The sequence below is a fragment of the Paenibacillus sp. FW104-T2 genome (assembly GCF_058789975.1).
This window is the reverse complement of record NZ_JBYTCE010000029.1, coordinates 26,702-46,180: the sequence shown is the minus strand read 5'-3', so window position 1 is coordinate 46,180 and position 19,479 is coordinate 26,702. Positions and strand designations below refer to the sequence as shown.

The 19,479-nt window shown below is 47.5% G+C and carries 18 protein-coding genes and 1 other annotated feature; of the genes, 3 read left to right on the top strand and 15 right to left on the bottom strand.

Going from position 1 to position 19,479, the window contains the following annotated elements:
• Positions 1-111 precede the first annotated feature (111 nt).
• From AC3WQ3_RS26130 to AC3WQ3_RS26120, 3 genes are all read right to left on the bottom strand, one after another.
• Positions 112-2,496, bottom strand: a complete 2,385-nt coding sequence (locus AC3WQ3_RS26130) for a polyprenyl synthetase family protein (RefSeq protein WP_492474116.1) — start codon at positions 2,494-2,496, stop codon at positions 112-114.
• A gap of 189 nt (positions 2,497-2,685) precedes the next feature.
• Positions 2,686-3,483: a sulfite exporter TauE/SafE family protein gene (locus AC3WQ3_RS26125; RefSeq protein ID WP_492474115.1), complete on the bottom strand. Its 798-nt coding sequence runs from the start codon at positions 3,481-3,483 to the stop codon at positions 2,686-2,688.
• 449 nt (positions 3,484-3,932) lie between these two features.
• Complete coding sequence (locus tag AC3WQ3_RS26120) at positions 3,933-4,403, bottom strand: DUF6376 family protein (protein ID WP_336779868.1); 471 nt, start codon at positions 4,401-4,403, stop codon at positions 3,933-3,935.
• A gap of 142 nt (positions 4,404-4,545) precedes the next feature.
• Here AC3WQ3_RS26120 and AC3WQ3_RS26115 point away from each other — a divergent pair, with 142 nt between their 5' ends.
• Positions 4,546-5,514, top strand: a complete 969-nt coding sequence (locus AC3WQ3_RS26115; RefSeq protein WP_153978271.1) for a bile acid:sodium symporter family protein — start codon at positions 4,546-4,548, stop codon at positions 5,512-5,514.
• 62 nt (positions 5,515-5,576) lie between these two features.
• Here the strand turns inward: AC3WQ3_RS26115 and asd are convergent, their stop codons facing one another.
• The 5 genes from asd to AC3WQ3_RS26090 all read right to left on the bottom strand — a co-directional run bounded on the left by asd (position 5,577) and on the right by AC3WQ3_RS26090 (position 11,877).
• The gene (asd, locus tag AC3WQ3_RS26110; RefSeq protein WP_127535993.1) at positions 5,577-6,662 is read right to left on the bottom strand and encodes an aspartate-semialdehyde dehydrogenase; all 1,086 of its coding nucleotides are present in this window, start codon (positions 6,660-6,662) and stop codon (positions 5,577-5,579) included.
• Positions 6,663-6,830: 168 nt separating this feature from the next.
• Positions 6,831-7,102 (bottom strand) — a binding site (T-box leader).
• Positions 7,103-7,287: 185 nt separating this feature from the next.
• Positions 7,288-8,160, bottom strand: a complete 873-nt coding sequence (gene galU / locus AC3WQ3_RS26105; protein WP_492474114.1) for a UTP--glucose-1-phosphate uridylyltransferase GalU — start codon at positions 8,158-8,160, stop codon at positions 7,288-7,290.
• A 1-nt stretch (position 8,161) separates the two neighbouring features.
• Positions 8,162-8,599, bottom strand: coding sequence for a GtrA family protein (locus AC3WQ3_RS26100; protein ID WP_492474113.1), 438 nt, complete (start codon positions 8,597-8,599; stop codon positions 8,162-8,164).
• Positions 8,592-9,578, bottom strand: coding sequence for a glycosyltransferase family 2 protein (locus AC3WQ3_RS26095; RefSeq protein WP_492474112.1), 987 nt, complete (start codon positions 9,576-9,578; stop codon positions 8,592-8,594). Before AC3WQ3_RS26095 ends, AC3WQ3_RS26100 begins: the two co-directional genes overlap by 8 nt.
• 46 nt (positions 9,579-9,624) lie before the next feature.
• Complete coding sequence (locus AC3WQ3_RS26090) at positions 9,625-11,877, bottom strand: glycosyltransferase family 39 protein (RefSeq protein ID WP_492474111.1); 2,253 nt, start codon at positions 11,875-11,877, stop codon at positions 9,625-9,627.
• A 196-nt stretch (positions 11,878-12,073) separates the two neighbouring features.
• Here AC3WQ3_RS26090 and AC3WQ3_RS26085 point away from each other — a divergent pair, with 196 nt between their 5' ends.
• Positions 12,074-12,757: a response regulator transcription factor gene (locus AC3WQ3_RS26085; RefSeq protein WP_492474110.1), complete on the top strand. Its 684-nt coding sequence runs from the start codon at positions 12,074-12,076 to the stop codon at positions 12,755-12,757.
• Positions 12,757-14,295 (top strand): sensor histidine kinase, encoded by a 1,539-nt coding sequence (locus AC3WQ3_RS26080; protein ID WP_492474109.1) that lies wholly within the window; start codon positions 12,757-12,759, stop codon positions 14,293-14,295. Before AC3WQ3_RS26085 ends, AC3WQ3_RS26080 begins: the two co-directional genes overlap by 1 nt.
• A 56-nt stretch (positions 14,296-14,351) precedes the next feature.
• Here AC3WQ3_RS26080 and AC3WQ3_RS26075 read toward each other — a convergent pair whose 3' ends face one another.
• The 7 genes from AC3WQ3_RS26075 to AC3WQ3_RS26045 all read right to left on the bottom strand — a co-directional run bounded on the left by AC3WQ3_RS26075 (position 14,352) and on the right by AC3WQ3_RS26045 (position 19,477).
• Positions 14,352-14,633 carry a hypothetical protein gene (locus AC3WQ3_RS26075; protein ID WP_492474108.1) on the bottom strand — a complete coding sequence of 94 codons (282 nt, stop codon included), beginning with the start codon at positions 14,631-14,633 and terminating at the stop codon, positions 14,352-14,354.
• A 27-nt stretch (positions 14,634-14,660) separates the two neighbouring features.
• The gene (locus tag AC3WQ3_RS26070) at positions 14,661-15,209 is read right to left on the bottom strand and encodes a hypothetical protein (protein WP_492474107.1); all 549 of its coding nucleotides are present in this window, start codon (positions 15,207-15,209) and stop codon (positions 14,661-14,663) included.
• 40 nt (positions 15,210-15,249) lie between these two features.
• Positions 15,250-15,600 (bottom strand): VOC family protein, encoded by a 351-nt coding sequence (locus tag AC3WQ3_RS26065; RefSeq protein WP_492474106.1) that lies wholly within the window; start codon positions 15,598-15,600, stop codon positions 15,250-15,252.
• Positions 15,597-16,163 (bottom strand): GNAT family N-acetyltransferase, encoded by a 567-nt coding sequence (locus AC3WQ3_RS26060; RefSeq protein WP_492474105.1) that lies wholly within the window; start codon positions 16,161-16,163, stop codon positions 15,597-15,599. The genes AC3WQ3_RS26065 and AC3WQ3_RS26060 overlap by 4 nt, the downstream gene beginning before the upstream one ends.
• 193 nt (positions 16,164-16,356) lie before the next feature.
• Positions 16,357-16,650, bottom strand: coding sequence for a hypothetical protein (locus AC3WQ3_RS26055; protein ID WP_492474104.1), 294 nt, complete (start codon positions 16,648-16,650; stop codon positions 16,357-16,359).
• Positions 16,651-16,793: 143 nt separating this feature from the next.
• Positions 16,794-18,524 (bottom strand): ATP-binding cassette domain-containing protein, encoded by a 1,731-nt coding sequence (locus tag AC3WQ3_RS26050; RefSeq protein WP_492474103.1) that lies wholly within the window; start codon positions 18,522-18,524, stop codon positions 16,794-16,796.
• Positions 18,521-19,477 carry an ATP-binding cassette domain-containing protein gene (locus AC3WQ3_RS26045; RefSeq protein WP_492474102.1) on the bottom strand — a complete coding sequence of 319 codons (957 nt, stop codon included), beginning with the start codon at positions 19,475-19,477 and terminating at the stop codon, positions 18,521-18,523. The genes AC3WQ3_RS26050 and AC3WQ3_RS26045 overlap by 4 nt, the downstream gene beginning before the upstream one ends.
• Positions 19,478-19,479: the final 2 nt, after the last annotated feature.

The window sequence follows — 19,479 nt, the reverse complement described above, 5'->3', positions numbered from 1 at the left end:
GTGTCTTTTAAACGGAAACAAGGCCTGGATCCCATAGACATGGAATTCCCGACCTTTGTCGCTAAAATTCATTATAAGTCATATGGTGCACGAAATCGCGAGTAAATTCTGTCAGCGCTCACGCCCAACAATGTAATCCAACAGATGTTTCAAAAAAGGGATATGCTTCGGCATTTCGGCAAGTGCATCCGTTGCGAGACAATAATGCTCCCACATTGCTTTTTTCGCTCCATCCTCCCCAAGGATGGAAACGAAGGTTGAATTGTTGTTACGGACATCCTGCCCGGCTGGTTTACCAAGCACCAGGTCATTCCCGTCCAGATCCAGCAGATCATCCTTGATTTGAAAAGCGATACCCGCATGGTAGGCAAATGTCTTCAAGGAAGAAATTTCAGAATCCTTAACCTGTGCCAGAATAGCAGGCATGACAAGCGCCGCTTCAAAGGCAATCCCTGTTTTGTAGAAGCAGATCATGTTCAGTTGATCCAACGTCAGCGCTTTTCCTTTGGCGTTTAGGTCCATCGCCTGCCCCATACACATGTCTTCTGCTTTTTCAGCCGAATATCGGATCAAGGTTAGCACCGTTGCAGCATCGAATTGACTGAGCGAGGATTGTTCTCCAATGGCTTTCTGAATCAGAAAGAGGCCTGTTAATTCAGCTGTGGCGCTGTTATGCACCTGATGCAAGGTTGAACGCCCCCGCCTGGTTGAAGCATTATCCTGCGTTGGCAGATCATCAAAAATGAGGGAAGCGGTATGCATATACTCCAGTGACCTTAGTAGCGGAACGATCGATGCTTCTGTCAGCCCATACTCTCGCACACCCATAACCCAGGTTAAGATCGGCCTCAGCCGTTTGCCGCTCCCCTGCAGGCTGTAATTGGCTGCATCAATCAGCGTTTCTTTCATTTCCGGAATTGCATTCGGTTTGGATATTTGAACTTCCATGTTGATCCGTTCACGAACGTTTCGAACCGTTTGAATAAAATCTTCTTTTTCCTTTTTGTCATTCTTCAGATGGACAATAACCTGATCCCTGAGCAATTTATCGAGAAAGTCCACATCATCCGCTTTTCGAACCATTCGTTGAATGAGATCGTTAAATTCAGGCTGACTCGAAGCAAAGATGTCCATAATTTCATTATATTTCGCTGGTCCCAGTCGTTCCCTGCTGCGCTTGAGGCCATTGATCGCACGATCCAATATAACCTCACGTGTCTTGGCATCCGAGTCATACACGCGATGGATCAAATGAGAGATCACTGTCCAATAGAGCTCATATGGATTAATTAAGTCAGGACGCAAATCCCGGTATTTCAGATAATACGTGTACGGGGTCACTGCCCCCTCTTCCAAATCATCAAACATATCTGCAAAATCATCTGCCAGTTGATTGTAAATTCCATAATAGAACGTGCGGAGATCAAAGCCTTCATCCTCCGAAGCGCTCAGGACGGAACGAACAATCAGCCTGGATGAAGATGACTTGATAATAATCGGGATATAGAGCTCTTCATTGGTATAGTTCGCATTGGTAAGTTTCTTCGCCCGGTCCAGCTCTTGGGACTGAAAAAACACATAGGATTGCTCGAAAAAGGTTCGCTGCATCTCAGGTCGCTGGTAATTCTTGATGTATTCAAATGCCTCACGCAGCTCTGAGTGAACATAGCGAATGACTTCCTCATTGTCTCCGTGCCACTCGCCAATGTCAGGTACAATTCCTGTAAGCAGCGCCTTTCGAATCAGGAGGGAATACTGTTCTTTCTCCTGGGAAGTCAGGGCCTGTGAATCCAACAGATCGTCTATAAAAGGATAGGTTAACCCGTAAGAATACCCCAATCTGATGGCTGCATCAAATCTTTTACAACGCTCCGGAATTGGCGTCGTCTCATCCAATTCATCATTCACATGCAGAACAACGCCAAGAATGATCTTAATCAGCTTGCGTTGTGCCTGCTCTGCATCGAGCTCCTTCGGAATATTTGAAGCGACGTTTTCGAGTTTCTGAATCAGCCAGATTACGGCAGTCTCCACGTTTTCCTTCTGAGCCCAGCGATACAATGCCGCCAGGCTAATAAAATCAGGCTGGCCCTGGCCTTTCGCTCCACCCTTACGCATGAAATATTTCTTCGTATCCTGCGCAACCCGCTGAATACGAGCCTGCGTCTCAGGAGCATCCAGCGCCTTGCCCAGATCTCTCATATAAATATAGGAGATGCTGCGATCCATATACTCATCGAGTTTGCCGGTCACGTTCAACCAGTGGATATATCTATATACATCCCGGGAATCGGGTTTTCTTGTGCTTCGTGATATCCAGGGTAACCATGAGAATCGATGAATATGTTTCTTTTGCCATAAATGAAAATCCTGCATTAGAACCGTTGTATATGTGTTATTTATTAACTGGCTTTGAAGGGAAGCAAAGTACTGGGCTGCCTTATGCTCGGCTAACTGATATCCTGCTTCAGCATGATCTATAAGTGCGTTATTCATAGGATGGATACCTCAACTTCTATTAATGTTAAACATGTATCCATGAGAGGAGATTGAGGGTGCTCCATGGACGAAAACTGTTGTGAATTCATGCTGTATCAAATTCGCCAGCTCATGTTCATAACCTTTATACGGCGCTTGAACCGTTTGGTTACGTAATCGTCACGGTCACTCCACTGATTCTTGTTTTTATAGTATAGATGCCCACACTTTAACGGCAGTAACAGCAATAAGAACAATTAAACCATAGCGAAGCACACTTACATTGATCATTGAACTGACCCTCGAGCCGAGTGATGCCCCTATCAGACTCCCTATAACGGTGTAGATGACTGGCTCAATCGGAATGCTTCCACCACTGACTTTCCCGATGACTCCACCAATCGCGGATATGAACACGATGGCCAGGGACGAGGCAATCGTCGTTCTCGTAGGAATACGAAGCACCGTGAGCATGATGGGAATCAGAATAAACGCACCGCCAGCGCCAACAATTCCCGAGACAACGCCCACGGCCAGAGCCGAACCTGCCGCAATCCATCGGTTAAATTCCACAACATCAGCAGAATCTTCCGTACCTCTTCCCGGAATCAACATGAGGATTATTGCGATAACCGCCAATATGCCGTAAATCAGATTAATGACATCTCCATCCAGATGGCCGGATATGATGCCTCCGATCAAGCTGCCGATGAGAATACTGATGCCCATGTATGCCACGAGCGTCCTATTCACCAAAGCATGCCCATCTCGGACCCTTCTCTTCTTTCTCTGAAATGCGACTACACCTGCCAATGAGGAAAAGAATACCTGGAACATGCTAATGGAGGAAACCTCATGTGCAGTAAAAGGCTCAATTCCCACATGAGAGGGAACATACAGCAGCAGGGGGTAGTTAATAATAGCTCCACCAATACCCAGTAAACCGGAAAAGAAGGAACCGACCAGACCCAGTATAAACATGATGATAAAAAGCAGAACATCCATCGGTAATTCTTCCTTTCTTGCGCTTGAAAAACCTTGTCAAAAAACTGTATACGCGGCGAAATTTATCGGCTATAATAAAAACCAAGTAAATTAATCAGAAATGAGTGATTAAGCATGCTTAATCTGTTCAAGACTCTTTTTGAAAATAAATGCCCTCACTGCAACGAAAAATTGCTTGTATGCAGTGATTCGCTCTGCGCCACCAAGACCTGCAGCCAGTGCAATTATAAGGAAGAAAGCTACGGCTCTCTCGGTGTACGCATTGTGTATGACACCACAAAATGATAAAAAAACATTCCTGCTCATTGTACCACGTCTCTGCTGCCTCGATAAGCAGTAAGCCCTGAGAGCAAGTGAAATCGCATACTCCAACATGTAGAAATATAAGAAAAGGTGCCAAACGAATTATAACGTTTGGCACCTTTTTTACTTCATATTCGAAATTTGGTTCATTCATTCCCTAATCCGCTCAACGGATCTTTTAGACTGTTGATATTATTGATCAGATCCGGGATTCCTGTCTTTTCCCAGTTTTCTGCAGTAAAGCCTTGCTCTGCTATGGTGGTCTCGAATTGATCCACAACTTCGGTTAACTGATTGTTATAATTGACCAAATTTTCATGGATGCTCTCACCGATGGCCGGAGCCGTAAGCTGGGAGAATTCACTTGCTTCCGCTTGAATCTGATCAATTTTCGTTTGAATCTGCTCGGTGATCTGGGGATTGTTGACGGCATCCGAAGCGAGCTGCTGGAGCTCCGCGCCAGCACTGGATACTTGCTCGATATAGTCCGTTGCTCCGCTAACGTAGTTTAAACTTTCGTTTGCCTGCTCCACAACAGAACAAGCCGAGATGACAAAAATACTTGCAGCAATAAAGCCTGTCATGATCAGTGTTTGCCTTCGTTTACGTAAAATCATGAGCATCTTCCCTTCCTTGTATCAGAAGTTATTTACTTAATTGAATGATAGCTGTTCCGGATACCCGAATGCAAATCGGTCTGCACTCATAGGATTGAACATGTATAATGGAAGAATCACACGGTAAAGGGATGTCATGAATATGCTTCAGGCTTTGAATCAGCGCTTGAACCGCATCATGCCACTGATTACTCCAACCAGCATTATCATTGGCGTACTTTGCGGAAGTTTTCTTTCTTCGTACACTTTTTTATCACCCTGGCTTTTTGCATTTATGACGTTTGCGGGAAGCATCAGTCTAGGGTTCAGGGATTTTCTGAATGTTTTGAAAAAGCCTTTTCCCCTGTTTGTTTGTCTGTTCATATTACATTTGGCGATGCCTCTGATCGCACTAGGTATGGGCCATTTGGTTTTTCCGATGGACGCCTATACGATAACCGGACTTGTTCTGGCAGCCGTAATTCCGACAGGTGTAAGCAGCTTCATCTGGGTTAGCATTTACCGGGGCAATATTGCACTGACGCTATCCATCATCCTGATCGATACCATGCTGGCCCCTTTTGTCGTTCCGGGTGTTCTTTCACTCCTGATCGGCACCAGCGTTACGCTCGATATGGGAGCTATCATGAGCAGTCTGTTTTGGATGATCGTTGTGCCATCATTGGTGGGTATGCTGCTGAATGAATGGACCAAAGGAGCCATTGTACCAGTATGGGGCCCAAGACTGAATCCATTTTCCAAGTTGTTTATGGCGGTGGTAGTTGCTATCAACGGATCAGTTGTTGCTCCATATCTGGCCGATTTCAACTGGAGACTGGCAGGTCTTGCGGCGATCATCATTTTCCTCGCTTCCTTAGGCTATGCACTCAGTTATTTCATTGCAAGATTGCTGGGCTGGAATGAGGCTGACCAGGTGGCGCTTGTATTTAATGGAGGCATGCGCAATATCAGCGCAGGAGCGGTGCTTGCCGTATCCTATTTCCCACCTCCCGTTGCTGTGCCGGTTGTTCTCGGAATGGTATTTCAGCAAATGCTGGCTTCCCTGACAGGTTATCTGCTAGGACGTCGCTCACAACTGCTGCAAAATGCAGACAAAACGTCGGCAGCCTAAGAACGTAAACCCAAAAAACGCCAACAACAGTTGGCGTTTTTTGGTATTTCAAATGATCATTTTTATTTTGGTTGAATATATCCCTCAGCTTTGAGCAGCTCAGCAATCAGGACAGCGCCGCCTGCAGCACCGCGCAATGTGTTATGAGACAGACCAACGAATTTGTAATCATACAGGGAGTCCTCACGCAGTCTTCCTGTGGATACGCCCATTCCGCGTTCAATGTCACGATCAAGTTTCGTTTGCGGTCTGTTTTCTTCCTCGAAATACGTAATAAACTGTTTCGGTGCACTTGGCAATTCCAGCTCTTGCGGACGCCCTTTGAATTGCAACCAACGCTCCAGAATTTCATCTTTGGAAGGTTTTTTCTCAAAGTTGACAAATACCGTAGCCAGATGCCCATCCGTTACCGGAACACGGATACATTGCGTCGTGATGAGTGGAGACGAAGCTTTCACAATCTCGTTGTTTTGCACGCTTCCCCAGATGCGAAGCGGCTCTTGTTCACTCTTCTCTTCTTCGCCACCAATGTATGGAATGACATTATCCAGCATTTCAGGCCAATCCGTGAAGTTTTTGCCTGCTCCCGAAATGGCTTGATACGTGGAAGCAACCACTTGAGTCGGGTTGAACTCACGAAGCGCATGCAGTGCAGGTACATAGCTCTGAATGGAGCAGTTTGGTTTAACTGCGATGAAACCAGTTTTGGTCCCCAGACGTTTACGCTGTGCTTCAATCACTTCCAGGTGTCCTGGGTTGATCTCTGGAATAACCATCGGTACATCGGCAGTCCAGCGATGAGCCGAGTTGTTGGAGACAACCGGAGTGCCTGTTTTGGCATAAGCTTCTTCAAGCGCTTGGATCTCATTCTTTTTCATATCTACTGCACAGAAGATAAAATCAACCTGGCTGGCAAATGCTTCAACCTGGGAGGCATCCTGTACAACGATTTGTTTCACGGCTTCCGGGATAGGAACTGCGAGTTTCCATCTGCCCTGAACGGATTCTTCGTATGTTTTGCCTGCCGAGTTGGCACTTGCTGAAATGGCTGTTACTTCAAACCATGGATGGCCATCCAGCAGGTCTACAAAACGCTGGCCTACCATTCCTGTTCCTCCGACAATACCGACTTTCAATTTTGCTGTCATATAATCATCATTTCCTTTCGGTGTGAGTTCGATATTAGCTATTTTCATTCCTGCATCGGTTGATGGGACTTCATGATTCTTCCCTTAGTAAACACTATTCAGGTGATTCCAAAGCGTGTTGCGAGCACCCCGGAAAAACCAAAAAAATCCCACCCCCAAGACAGATGTCTCAGGGACGAGATTGAACACTCGTGGTACCACCCAGATTCGCCCATATGTCGCCATATCAGCCTCTAAGAGTTAAGGATACAACCGTTAATTCGTTGTAACAGCCTATACTCCAGCTCTGTAACAGGAGCTCCTGTCACACCATCCCTTATTGCCAAGTTCCGATGTGCTGCTCTGAGTCTTTATTCAATAAAAATTCTTTACCCCTTTTCAGCTGCCGGGGCTCTCTGAGAAAGAATACTTTTATTTACTCGTCTCTTCGTCGCATTTGATATTGCGATTATAATATCAAAGTTACCATTGCGAAGTAAACATATTTTTTATAATTTGCTGCAAATGGATATTTATTTACTACGTTTTAGTGACAAAAGCATTCGTTACCAATAGAATAAGCCTGCAATATACGTACATCACCAGATTTTACCGGATTAGTTGAAGTGCCTATACATTCTGCAATTCAGCCCCACTGCGTCGCAAGCTGTTTGAGGTATGGGGACAATACCGGCTGCAGCTCCTTACGCATGAGCCCGATCTCCAAAATAGCCTGGATGTAACCGAACTGATTGCCAATATCGTAGCGGCGGCCCTCAAGCTCAAGAGCGAGCAGCTCTTCCAGCTGACTCACTTCTTTTAATGCATCGGTTAATTGATATTCTCCTCCTGCGCCTCTCTCGATCCGATCCAAAATGGGAAATATCGATGGTTTCAGAATATAACGTCCCATTACCGCAGTCCTTGATGGTGCCTCCTCTATTGAGGGCTTCTCCACCAGATTCATAATTCGGTGAACCCGATCTTCCGCACCCGCTGAATCGATAATTCCATATTTGCTTACATCTGCAGGCTGCACTTGACGTACACCAACGACCTGACTGCCGGTCTTTTCATACAAATGAATCATCTGTGCAAGTGCCGGCGGATCGGATACCATAATATCATCCCCAAGCAGCACAGCGAACGGATCCTCTCCCACAAACTGACGCGCACATCCGATGGCATGTCCTAGTCCCAGTGGTTCTTTTTGACGGATAAAATGAATGCTTGCCATATCACTTATCGCCTGCACTTGCTCGAGCAAATCCTGTTTGCCTTTGGCATAGAGGGAGTGTTCCAGTTCCACCGATTTGTCAAAATGATCCTCGATCGATTTTTTATTACGTCCGGTTACAATAATAATATTTTCAATACCCGATTGAACCGCTTCTTCAACAATATATTGAATGGCGGGTTTATCCACAATGGGCAGCATTTCTTTCGGCTGAGCCTTGGTTGCCGGCAGGAAACGTGTTCCGAGTCCCGCTGCCGGAATGACTGCCTTTTTAATTCTCATATCATGAAACACTCCTTTCGTTCGCATCTGTATTCGGACAGGGCGCTGTCGCGGACACAGCACGGAAAACCCAATATCGACTGGCAATATAGTTCAGGATCATGCCCAAGAGGGTTGCTGCTACTTTGCTTATGACCAGGTTCCAGCCAAGTATGTGGTTCGAGAGAAACAAGATCAGAGATATTAAGACGAGGATAATCAGATTAGTAGTCACAAAACGCAGCAATTCATTATTTGGACCTTGTCTTCGTGCATCCCTGAACGTCCATCGTCCGTTCCACCAATAACTATTCAATACGCCGCAGCTATAGGAAATGACCTGGGCAATCAGAGCGGGTGCGCCCAAGGCGGCGAGCATGGTAAACACCAATGCATCCACCGCCGTATTCACCACACCTACGATTCCGAATTTGATCAGTGTGACCAACCGATTAATCATGGTGAGCAACTCTGCCTGTCATCCGCACTTGTCCGGACTGACTCTCCAATTGATACACGTCACGCACAATGTATAAGGGTCTTGCCTTGGTTTCATCATAGATCCGGCCAATGTACTCCCCAAGAATGCCCAGCATAATGAGAATAAATCCATTAAATATCAGCATGATGCTGACGATGGAAGGCCAGCCTTTGATCGTTGAATCGGTGAAAATCGCAGAAATGATCACGCTGAGCATGTAGATGAATCCGCCAACGGACAGAATAGCTCCCAAGTAACCCGCAAGCTTGAGCGGTTTATACGAGAAGGAAGTAATACCATCCAGGCTCAGTTTCAACATGCGTTTTAGCGGATACTTGGTCTCCCCTGCTAGACGCTCATCTCGTTCGTATTCGATCGCTGTTTGTCTGAATCCAACCCAGCTGACCAAACCACGGACAAATCGATTTTTTTCCGGAAGACGTTTCATCTCATCGCACACTTTGCGATCGATTAATCGGAAATCTCCTGCATCCACTGGAATATCCGTATCGGTTGATGCCCGGAGTACGCGGTAAAACATGCTTGCAGACCATTTCTTAAAGCGGGTCTCCCCACTTCGTCTGGTCCGGCGGGCATACACTACCTCATAGCCCTCTTTCCATTTGGCAATCATGTCCAGAATCAGTTCGGGAGGGTCCTGAAGGTCCGCATCAATAATGACAACTGCATCACCTGCCGCATAATCCATCCCTGCAGTAATCGCGATCTGGTGACCGAAGTTGCGTGCAAAATCAATTAATTTTACACTTTCATCCCAACGTGCATAGTCACGGATCATCTGCGCACTTCGGTCGACACTGCCATCGTTGACAAACAACAGTTCATACGTTTCTCCCGTACTGCCCATCACCTTTTTCACACGTCGATAGGTTTCTTCAATGACTGCCTCTTCGTTGTACATCGGAATAATGATGCTGTAACGGCACTTTTGGGCCATATTCGTTCCCTCCTTTTCAATTTCAGTTCGTTCCACTTGACCATCTCTATAACTTCACTTCGTATAGGGTGCTCTGTCCGCCGAAGCCAGCCCCGCTATCCGTACCTGACATCCACTCTGATGCCGGAATTTCGGTACCATGTTCCATGATCCAGCTGCTAATATCCGAATTACCTCCTCGGCCGCCCATGCCGCCAACCATGAAGTATTTCACTTGTCCGCTCTTCACGAGCTCTGCCAGTTCCTCCGTGGTATAGACCGGATCAGAACCGGAGAAGCCTCCGAGTGTAATGACAGCCTCGTTCTCATCAATGATGTATGGAGCTGCCTGATTATAGTCTGTCGTTGCAAAAAGATAGGTCTCTCCTGTGTTATTTTCTCTGAGATAATTCAGTGTTGTTGTATCTACTTCTTCGTTCCTGTTTCCGGCTCCGCCTCGTCCGCCAGCTGCTCCCATGCCACCACCGCCAAACATGTTTCCACCAGATGCCGGAGGTGTTCCTGTACTCAATGGATCACCAGCAGCACCGCTGCCAGAAGCACCAGGGAAGGATGGATTTGTATCACTTGCAGCATTAGGTAGAGTCATCTCGCTATCTCGATCACCTTGTCTGCCTCCCATAGCCATGCCCATGCCGCCGAACATTCCATTCGAACCTGTAGGACCCGCGGCAGGAATCATGCTGTTACCGCCGTAGGTAATTGGCGTGAATGCCCAATAGACTGGACCAATAAGCATAACCATAAACCCTGCCACAATGATGCCTTGCTTCCATTGATGTGAACGATTGAGCATTACAATTAGAATCAGCGTAATCACAATGCCTGCAATGAGTTCGCTGATCGACCACCCTGCACCGATGGTGTCATCATAAACCTGCATGATATACCAGCCGAAGATCGTCGTAAGCAGAACGGCAAGAGGAAGCAGCCAGGCTTGCCACCCGTTACGTTCTCGATAGGCCTGCCACATGGCTACAAATCCGGCACCAGTCAAAGCTGCAACTGGCGGGGCCAGCATGATCAGGTAATATTGGTGGAAGAAACCAGCCACACTGAAGAACGCCGCAACCGGAAGCAACCAGATCAGCCAAAACGCAGCTTCCTTATGTTTCATCGTAATATTTCTCCGTCTGAACCCCGCAAAGAGAGCAATGCATCCCAGCAGTGCCGTTGGCAGAAGCCAGCTGGCCTGGCCGGACAGTTCAGTCTGGAACAATCGAAGCACACCTTTCTCCCCTGTGCCGAACATGCCACCCATTCCGCCACCATTGCCGCCACCGAAATTGCTTCCGTTTGGCATTTCAGCGCCGTTCGGCAACTGTCCGCCTTGCGGGAAATTCATTCCGTTCATTTGCCCCATCTCACGCTTTGAACCGTCGCTTGAAGGGTTGCCTGCAGCAACGGAGTTGTCTGATGAATCAGAATCCGAGGCTGGTGCGGAAGCATCATCACGGTTTCGATCATCTGCCATGTTAGGCATGCCTGCACCAGCGGTTCTGTTCTGCTGACCAGTAAGACGGGACAGACCGTTATAGCCAAAAGCAAGCTCCAGCACCGAATTGGTTTCGCTGCTTCCTATGTAAGGCCGCTGACTTTCCGGAATAGAATCGACCGTCACTGCCCAGGATAGGGAAACAACTGCCAGTACTGCGGTACTGCCAATAAGCAGAAGGATCTTCTTTCTCCATTTCGCCTGGAATGCAAGCAGGTAGAAGATATAAAATGCCGGAAGAATCATGTAGGCCTGAAGCATTTTCATGTTAAATGCCAGTCCAATAAGGCCAAATGCTGCGAGGATCCGCCACGGACTGCCCTGCTTGGTACCTTTGAACAAAAACCAGGAACCGAGCAATAGCGTAAATACCAGCATGCTGTCGATATTGTTGGTACGACTTACTGCCGCCACAACGGGAACCGTAGCCATAGCCAGAGCAGCAATACGTGCCGCAGCAAGTCCAAAGGTTGGTTTAACCATAAAATAAATAATCAGTACCGAACCAATTCCCGCTAACACTTGCGGCAAAATAACACTCCAACCATGCAATCCGAAAACATAGGCAAAAGCCGTCTGAATCCAAAACACGACGGGTGGTTTATCTACCGTTACGGAGCCAGCCGAATCAAGGGATGCATAGAAGAAATTGTGGAAATTTCTCAGCATGCTCCCTACGGCGGTCGTATAGTAGGAATTTGCATATGAATCGTTCCAAATCCCGTATCCGTTCAGAATTGCCGCCAATATGACAATCGGCAGAAGGACCAGATCAATCCTTCGTTTGGCATGTTTCAATGTCAATCACTCCTTCTCGTTCTTCATGATTGTATTGTGACATGCCAAAATAAAATTGGGATGAGTCCCCGCTGAATGTTAACTGAGGATAAGTTCCAAACCTTTCAGCTAATTTTCAGCTTGGCAAGCGATAATACAACATAAAGCCCTCAACTTTTTGAGGCATTCATTAGATGGATTTAACAGGGAGGCATGCCCGCTTATGAAGTTAAGTACCGGGATTAAAATCCTTTTGGCGGATGATGAACCACATATTTTGCAATTTTTGGAGCTTGGATTGAGTAATGAGGGTTTTGATGTACGCACGGCTCCGGATGGTGCTGCAGCACTTGAACTCGCACTTGAGTTCCATCCGCATATGGCCATTTTGGACGTCATGATGCCGGAAATGGATGGATTCGAGGTGGTTGAACGTCTGCGCAAGACTGGAGCCCAGGTTGGAGTCATCATGCTTACAGCCAAGGACGAAGTTGAGAATCGAGTTAAAGGTCTGTGGCTTGGTGCTGACGATTATATGATCAAGCCCTTTGCCTTCGATGAGCTGCTCGCCCGGATCCAGGCAAGGCTGCGTAATCAGTTTCCATTGCTTATTGGGGCCGTAACACATGGTCCCTTCCGAATCGACGATCAGCGCAAGGAGATCACCTATCATGATCAGATTCTTGAGTTGTCCCCTACCGAATATGAACTATTGAAGTTTATTGTGCTGAACCACGGTATCGTGCTAAGCAAGGCGACAATTCTTAGTCGTGTATGGGGGTATGATTTTGGCGGAGAAGAAAATATTGTCGAGGTCTATATACGATCACTGCGTGACAAACTTGGGGATAAAGAGCACAAACTTATTCGCACTCTTCGAGGTGTTGGATACCGAGTGGATCTCTGATGAGTCATTCGAGGAAGCCAACCACCAAATCTCTTCTGGGACGACTGCAGCGATTGATCTTGCCCCGTTCGCTCCGTTCTCAGCTGCTCGCCCGCTCTTTGTTTATTCTTGCAGCCTTATTCTTGTTAATTGGCATGCTTCAGTTCTGGATTATGGAGAGCTTTCTGTATCGCAATCAGGCGAAAACGATGGAAGAGCAGATCATGTCCATGCCTCCTGTCTGGCTCGGCTTATCTTCGCGGAACGAGTCATTCAACAACCCATTTGCCGGACAGGCAGGCTCAGATGCACGCGTGTCGGGTAACAGGATGCTTTACATTCCCGATCGTTCACTTGCCCTATTCGATCAAAATGGTACATTCGAGGATATATTCGGTAAAGAAGACGGTCTGGCAGCACCCCAGCTCACTACCGCCGAATACAAAACAATCACGGACCAATTATTGGACAAACGACATGCCCCTTACCAGATCGTGACGGATCGTACAGGCAGTGAGCAATTGATCGTTTTTGCCTCGCCTGGGCCTCGTAATCGGGATTTCTCCATGGTTCAGATGGGTACCCCCACGAAACCAATAAGAGACCTCATTGTTAAACAGCTGCTGATCTTCGTCATGTTATCCATTCTGGCGATGGTCGCAGGTCTCATTCTCTATACCAAAACGCTCCGCCGTACACTGATTCCGTTATCCAGTATGGTGGATACCGTCCAGCGGATCGATGCAGGCAGCTTGGCAGAACGTCTTCCCGCCACGCAGGGCCAACAGGAAGTGGATCAGCTCGCGCAGTCGTTCAACGGCATGCTCGAAAGGCTTGAGCAATCATTTGAAGCGGAACGTGAATCCAAGGAACAGATGCAGCGTTTCCTGTCCGATGCTTCCCATGAACTGCGAACTCCATTGACGTCCATCCACGGATTCATTGAAGTTCTCCAGCGAGGGGCAGCGTCCAATCATGAACAACTGTATAGGGCACTCGACAGCATGTATGGGGAGTCTGTTCGAATTAACAAACTGGTTGAAGATTTGCTTATGCTAACCAAGCTAGATCAAGCTCCGAAGCAAGAACAGGAGATTGTTCAGCTGGATCATTTGCTGATGGAGATGCAGCCCCAGCTGAACATGATGGCGCGGGAACGCCATGTACACTTCGACCTGACTGCCGGTATAACCATAATGGCTGAGCCGCACAAGCTGAAGCAGGTGGTTCTCAATTTGTTCCACAATGCAGTGCAGCATACCCACCCGGAATCCGGTTCCATTACTGTGGCTCTTTATGCTGTTCATAACAAGGCCGAACTGACCATAAAAGACAACGGCACCGGGATTGAACCGGAACATCTTCCCCATATTTTTGAACGCTTCTACCGGACCAGCTCTTCCCGTTCCAGAAAGGAAGGCGGCGCCGGCCTTGGTCTAGCCATTACACGTTCCATTGTGGAAGCGCATGGCGGAAGTATTGCGGTGAACAGCAAGTTAGGCAGCGGAACCACGTTTACCTTTTTGCTGCCTTTGTCTGAGGCAACTTTTGATCATTAGCATGACTAATAACCCTTTCCAGCTCCTTAGGACTGTGAAAGGGTTATTTCTTTGAATTATCTTACAAGTATCTGATCATTTTTCAAGTCAAACACGGTCGGCTTTCCGGCCAACTTATATTCCCAACCAGCTTCGATTGCTTGGACAATGACACGCCTTACTTGCCTAGGTTGTATAATCTTCATTGTCGTATTTTCGACGTATACTTCAAGTCTTCGGCCCTGAATAAATTCATGCTCTGCAACGAAAACCATATAGCCACTATCAGGTGAAATTACCCACCGGAAAGTCTCTTCATTGATGAGTATCCTTCTTGATCGTTTCTTGCTAAGTGTCATCTATCTCACCACCATCCCTAAGCCAAACTAACGCTCCGGTTTCCATGACTGTATCACCTTATGATTGGCATCGATGGCATGGATATTGTTGAACGTCTCCATGAGACTAAGCTCCGATTCGTTTTGAAAGGCTAATGGCATTTTCACGATAAACGTATTATTTATTGCTTTTACATCCAGGGTCTCTCCATTGATATATTCAATTTGGAACTTGGCAATGGAGATGTCGGAATATAAGGCACCCCATATGAAATTTCCGCTATTGTTTTTGGGCTCCGCGACAACGAGGAAGGCAGGACCCCGATCTGAACTGGCCGTCCAACCCGACTCAGTGTCCTCATCCACATGAAATCTCTCCCGGTTCTGTTCATAGGCTGCGAATACATACTGCGTTTCGTCCAGGTAAAGAACCAACTCATTCTCCTGATCAACATTCACAATCTTCACCGGTGTCTTCCAATTGGATTGGACAGCCTGGTCCAATGTTGGATATCCAAAGATCCGATTCCAGAATAGGTTGAGACCTGCAATGAGCAGCACAAGCAGACTGATGCTTATCCAGATTATTTTCTTCATGCTCCCCCTTTTACACCTTGCCTTCTATTCAATCCACGCGCTAACACTTGCACACCATTAACATGTTTCCATCCGGATCCTGAAAATTAAACCAATGATCATGCTCAATGGGTGTCGTTATATTAACATCTTTGGATTGCATAAACGCAAAGGCTTCCTCAATATCTTCCGTATCAAAATGGAATGCAGGCGTTTTGAACGTATGCGCTTCGGCATAAATTTTGCTGTCCAGCACAATCCGTGTTCCGTTCATCGGAATGATATATAAGTGTTCAAACAATATCTCGCCATCCGCTGGCAAACCCAAGATGTCACAATACCAATCTCTCGCGCGCTCAATGTCACGGACTGGAATAAACACGGTACCGATCTGATTTAATATCGGGCTCATACCATTCCCTCCTTCTCCATGAACTCGTCCTTGGTTAATCCAAAAAGGATCATGTCATGGTACCTGCCGTTCGTATATATAACCTTGCGCCTTACGCCTTCCTGAACGCAACCCAGCTTTCTCATCATGGCTGCTGAAGGCTCGTTCCCTTCAAGGACACTATCATTGAATTTATTCAGTCTTCTCTCGAAAAAGGCATACTTCAGCAGAATGCGAACGGCTCGCGTCCCAACCCCTTTGCCCCGATGATCACGATCCACCTGAATTCCAATGCTGAACGTGCCGTTCCGCTCATCTATACTGTTTATGTTAGCGCCGCCAAGGTACTCTCCATGCCAATCCTCAATTGAGAACATGATGCGTCCATGTGTACTGGAGAAATTGGAGAAGCTTTCTGTAAAATGTTTGGCCTCGGCTGACGTCGGCGGCAGTTCAACTGCACATTCGAGCAGACGACGGGCAGGTGTATCAAACCGATTATAATAATGAGCTTCCCAATCTTCCTCGCGCAGAGCACGCAGCCTGATCTGCTCATCCTGCCAAAAGTTAATGGCTATAGTCAATCTCTCTCATTTTTCATCCCCCATTTTCCATTGGTTTGTTCGCATCGTCTTTTTTTGAACTAAACCTATAATAACCAAATTGTGGAATTAACGGTAGATTCTTTTTTACTAAAGTGAACGCCAAACAGCCCCCAAGCAAAACATTCTGCCAGGAGACTGTGATTTATTTTTTGTATACGATGAACCGCTTCGATTATTCCGAATATTGGGGCTTCGTCACGCGATCAGGAACCGATTCGTCGAAGACATCCTGACCTGGATAATCCCGTACTTCCCCTTCATGGAGCTCGTGGTTCTCATAATCAAACCGATGTGCGGATCGCTGATCCACTCGCCACGGCGAACTCTTTCCAAGTGATTCTGACAGTAACGTTGAGCCGTAAGGGCCTTCCGGAAACTCCTCCAGTGCGAGATCATTCCGCTGCGACTCCACCGTAGACAGATCGGTATATTCGCGCCGTTCTTCGTGCAAAAATTTGTCCTTCATCGTTCGTCCCTCCATATCCGCCTTGAGGTATCCAAAGCACGTCTATTTTGAGCGAAAACCGTACCATTTATGCATCATCCCTGGAAAACACTGCGTTTCATGCCTTGATTCATAGAATGAATCTGCGCTGTGCTCTCTCGTCATCACTTACGTATCGATATAAACAAAACAAATACAATAAGTCCAATACAACAGATGATTGTATCCCTTTTGGACCATACCAACAGGGTAGAACGTACACCAACCATGGGATTTTCCCGCACTTTCCGCATCTCCATGGCAATTGTCATATCTTCCGCTCGCTGCAATAACGACATTAATAAGGGGATAACCATCGGTCCGATGTCCCGAACCCGAACCGTATTGGGTTTCAGGGCAGCTTTACCGCGTGACCGGACGATAAGGGAGAATCGCTGCCACTCGCTCCAGATCATCGGAATAAACCGGAAGATCAATGAAACGGCAAGTGCAAACGAAGCAACCGGCAGCCTGATTTTTTTGCCTATGCCCAGCACCCAGTTTAACCCTTCCACCATTCGGCCATATGGCGTGGTTAGCGAAAACCATAGACTCGCCAAAGTAACGATAAACAAACGATACACATTCAGGAGTGTTGCCTCTGCCTGGTGCAAGGAAAAACCGAAGCGTAGACTCCCTCCCTCTGGTTCAAGCGTGGTCCCAGATAACGCTGTAGATATAATAAAGAACAGCAATAAGGGCTTCATTAACTTCACGCAGCCTGCCAGAGTCTGACGGGGCAATATACTTAACGCCAATACGACCGGTACCAGTGTGAGGGATAACCCGATCCAGCGGTGCTGCAGCATTGCTGCGGTTACGAGCAGAATATACAGCAGCCATTTGAGACGCGGGTCCATATTACGGTAGAGGTCATTGGGTGGAACTGCCACTTGAGCTTCAATGGAGCGCTCCATTTTTGCCAACTCTTGCTGGCTCGGTTCACTTGTCTCTGGCACACTTGTCTGCTTCAGCTGCCGGTATAGCTTATCCGACGCAGCAGATGAGGACTGAGCAATACTTGCAGCCATCTCCTCTGGCGTTAATGCCGTGGGCAATTCAATGCCAGCTGCTCTGAACTGCTGGGCAAGTCGCATGGAAGGCGGCAACCCGATCTCTGCCGCTACGAGCAGTTCGGGTTGCCTATGAAGTTCTCTCGGTGTAAGATCCGCAATCAACTGCCCTTCTCGCAGCAAAAGAACACGATCCGCAATCGGCAAAAATGTATCCAGGTCGTGCGTGGCCACAATGGCTCCCTTGCCTGCGTCCCGGTGCCGTTTAAGCACGTCAAGCAGAAGCAAAACGCTCTGTGCTTCCAACCCGGCGCTCGGTTCATCTAGCAGCAGCCACTCAGGCTTCGTTGCCGTCCCGAGCGCGAGGCCGAGTCTTCTTCGTTCACCCCCGCTCAGCGCAAAAGGAGATCTATCCAGATTGAAGCGCTGCTTCATCTCATCTGGATCCGTTGGCGGATCCCATTGTATAAGCGACTCGGTCATCTGGCGTTTCTTTTGTTCATCCGATAGTGGGTACGGGCGAAGCGAGTACGAGAATTCCCGTTGAATGCTTCGGGCAAATAGCTGTTGCTCGGGAAACTGGAACACCAATCCCATCTGCAGCAAAATAGACCGCGGTACCTTGCCATTTTGCCAGAAAGGTTCACCGTTTAATGCAATGTGACCAGCACTTGGCGGTTTGAGACCTGCTATGGTCTGCAATAGAGTGGTTTTACCGGATCCCGTGCAGCCCAGTAACAAGGTTATTTCACCGCTGTTAAACTGGACGGAAATGTCCTGCAAAAGTGCCCGCGTTCCGGATTCAGGCGCTTCTACAGTTAGATGATCTATTCCAATAGTCATCGGGCAGCCTCCTTCACCAGTTGTTCTGGCCGGAGTGGTGTGGCGGTTTGATTCAGAAAACCTTGCTGTTTGAGAAGGAGAGCTGTTTTTACTGTAAAGGGTGGGTCAAGTCTCAGTCGCTCACAGGGTGTACGTGCCTCAGCCATGGTTGCCGGGGGAGTCTCGACCGTACTTCCATAGAAAAATGACGATGGTACCCCATCATATACACATTTGCCTTGTTCCATAGCCATAATCCGATTGCTTAGAGTTGCTTCTTCCAAGTGATGCGTAATCCAGATAACTGCAGTTCCTTGCCGGACGACAGATTCCACAATGGATTCTATCCTCTCTCTCGCTCCCGGATCCAGCATAGCCGTAGGTTCATCGAGGACAAGAACATCCGGCTTGGAGGCCAGAGCTACCGCAATATTGAGCAGCTGCTTTTGGCCGCCAGACAGACGAGATATAGCTGTGTCCGGGGAATATTGAAGGCCAACCATATGTAAAGCGTCTTCTCTACGCCGTAATTGTTCCTCTACTGAATCAACGAACGGAGATAAACTGAAATGAAATTCTTCCTCAATCGTATCTCCAAGCACCTGCGCATCAGGCTGCTGAAGCACTCCACGAACGGCAAGCTCAGGAGCCGCCTGTCTTGTTCCGCCTGATAGTTGTGTGAAGCCGATCAGCACTGCGGCCAGTGTACTTTTCCCGCTACCATTGGCTCCCACAATACTAATCCATTCCCCGGGATATACGTTCAGGGAAACCCCATCGACTGCCTTGCGAACTTGGCCGGATTCGGCCGCATAATGGACTCGTGCATGTTCTAGTGTAATTAAAGGCATAACGTCCTGCATCGAAATTTGGTCCTTTCCCTTTTGCTTCTTTTGTGGTACGATCCAAATCGTTAACCACCATTTCCTGTTTTGGTTAACAATAAGATTACCAAAATCGAAAGGATTGTTCAATC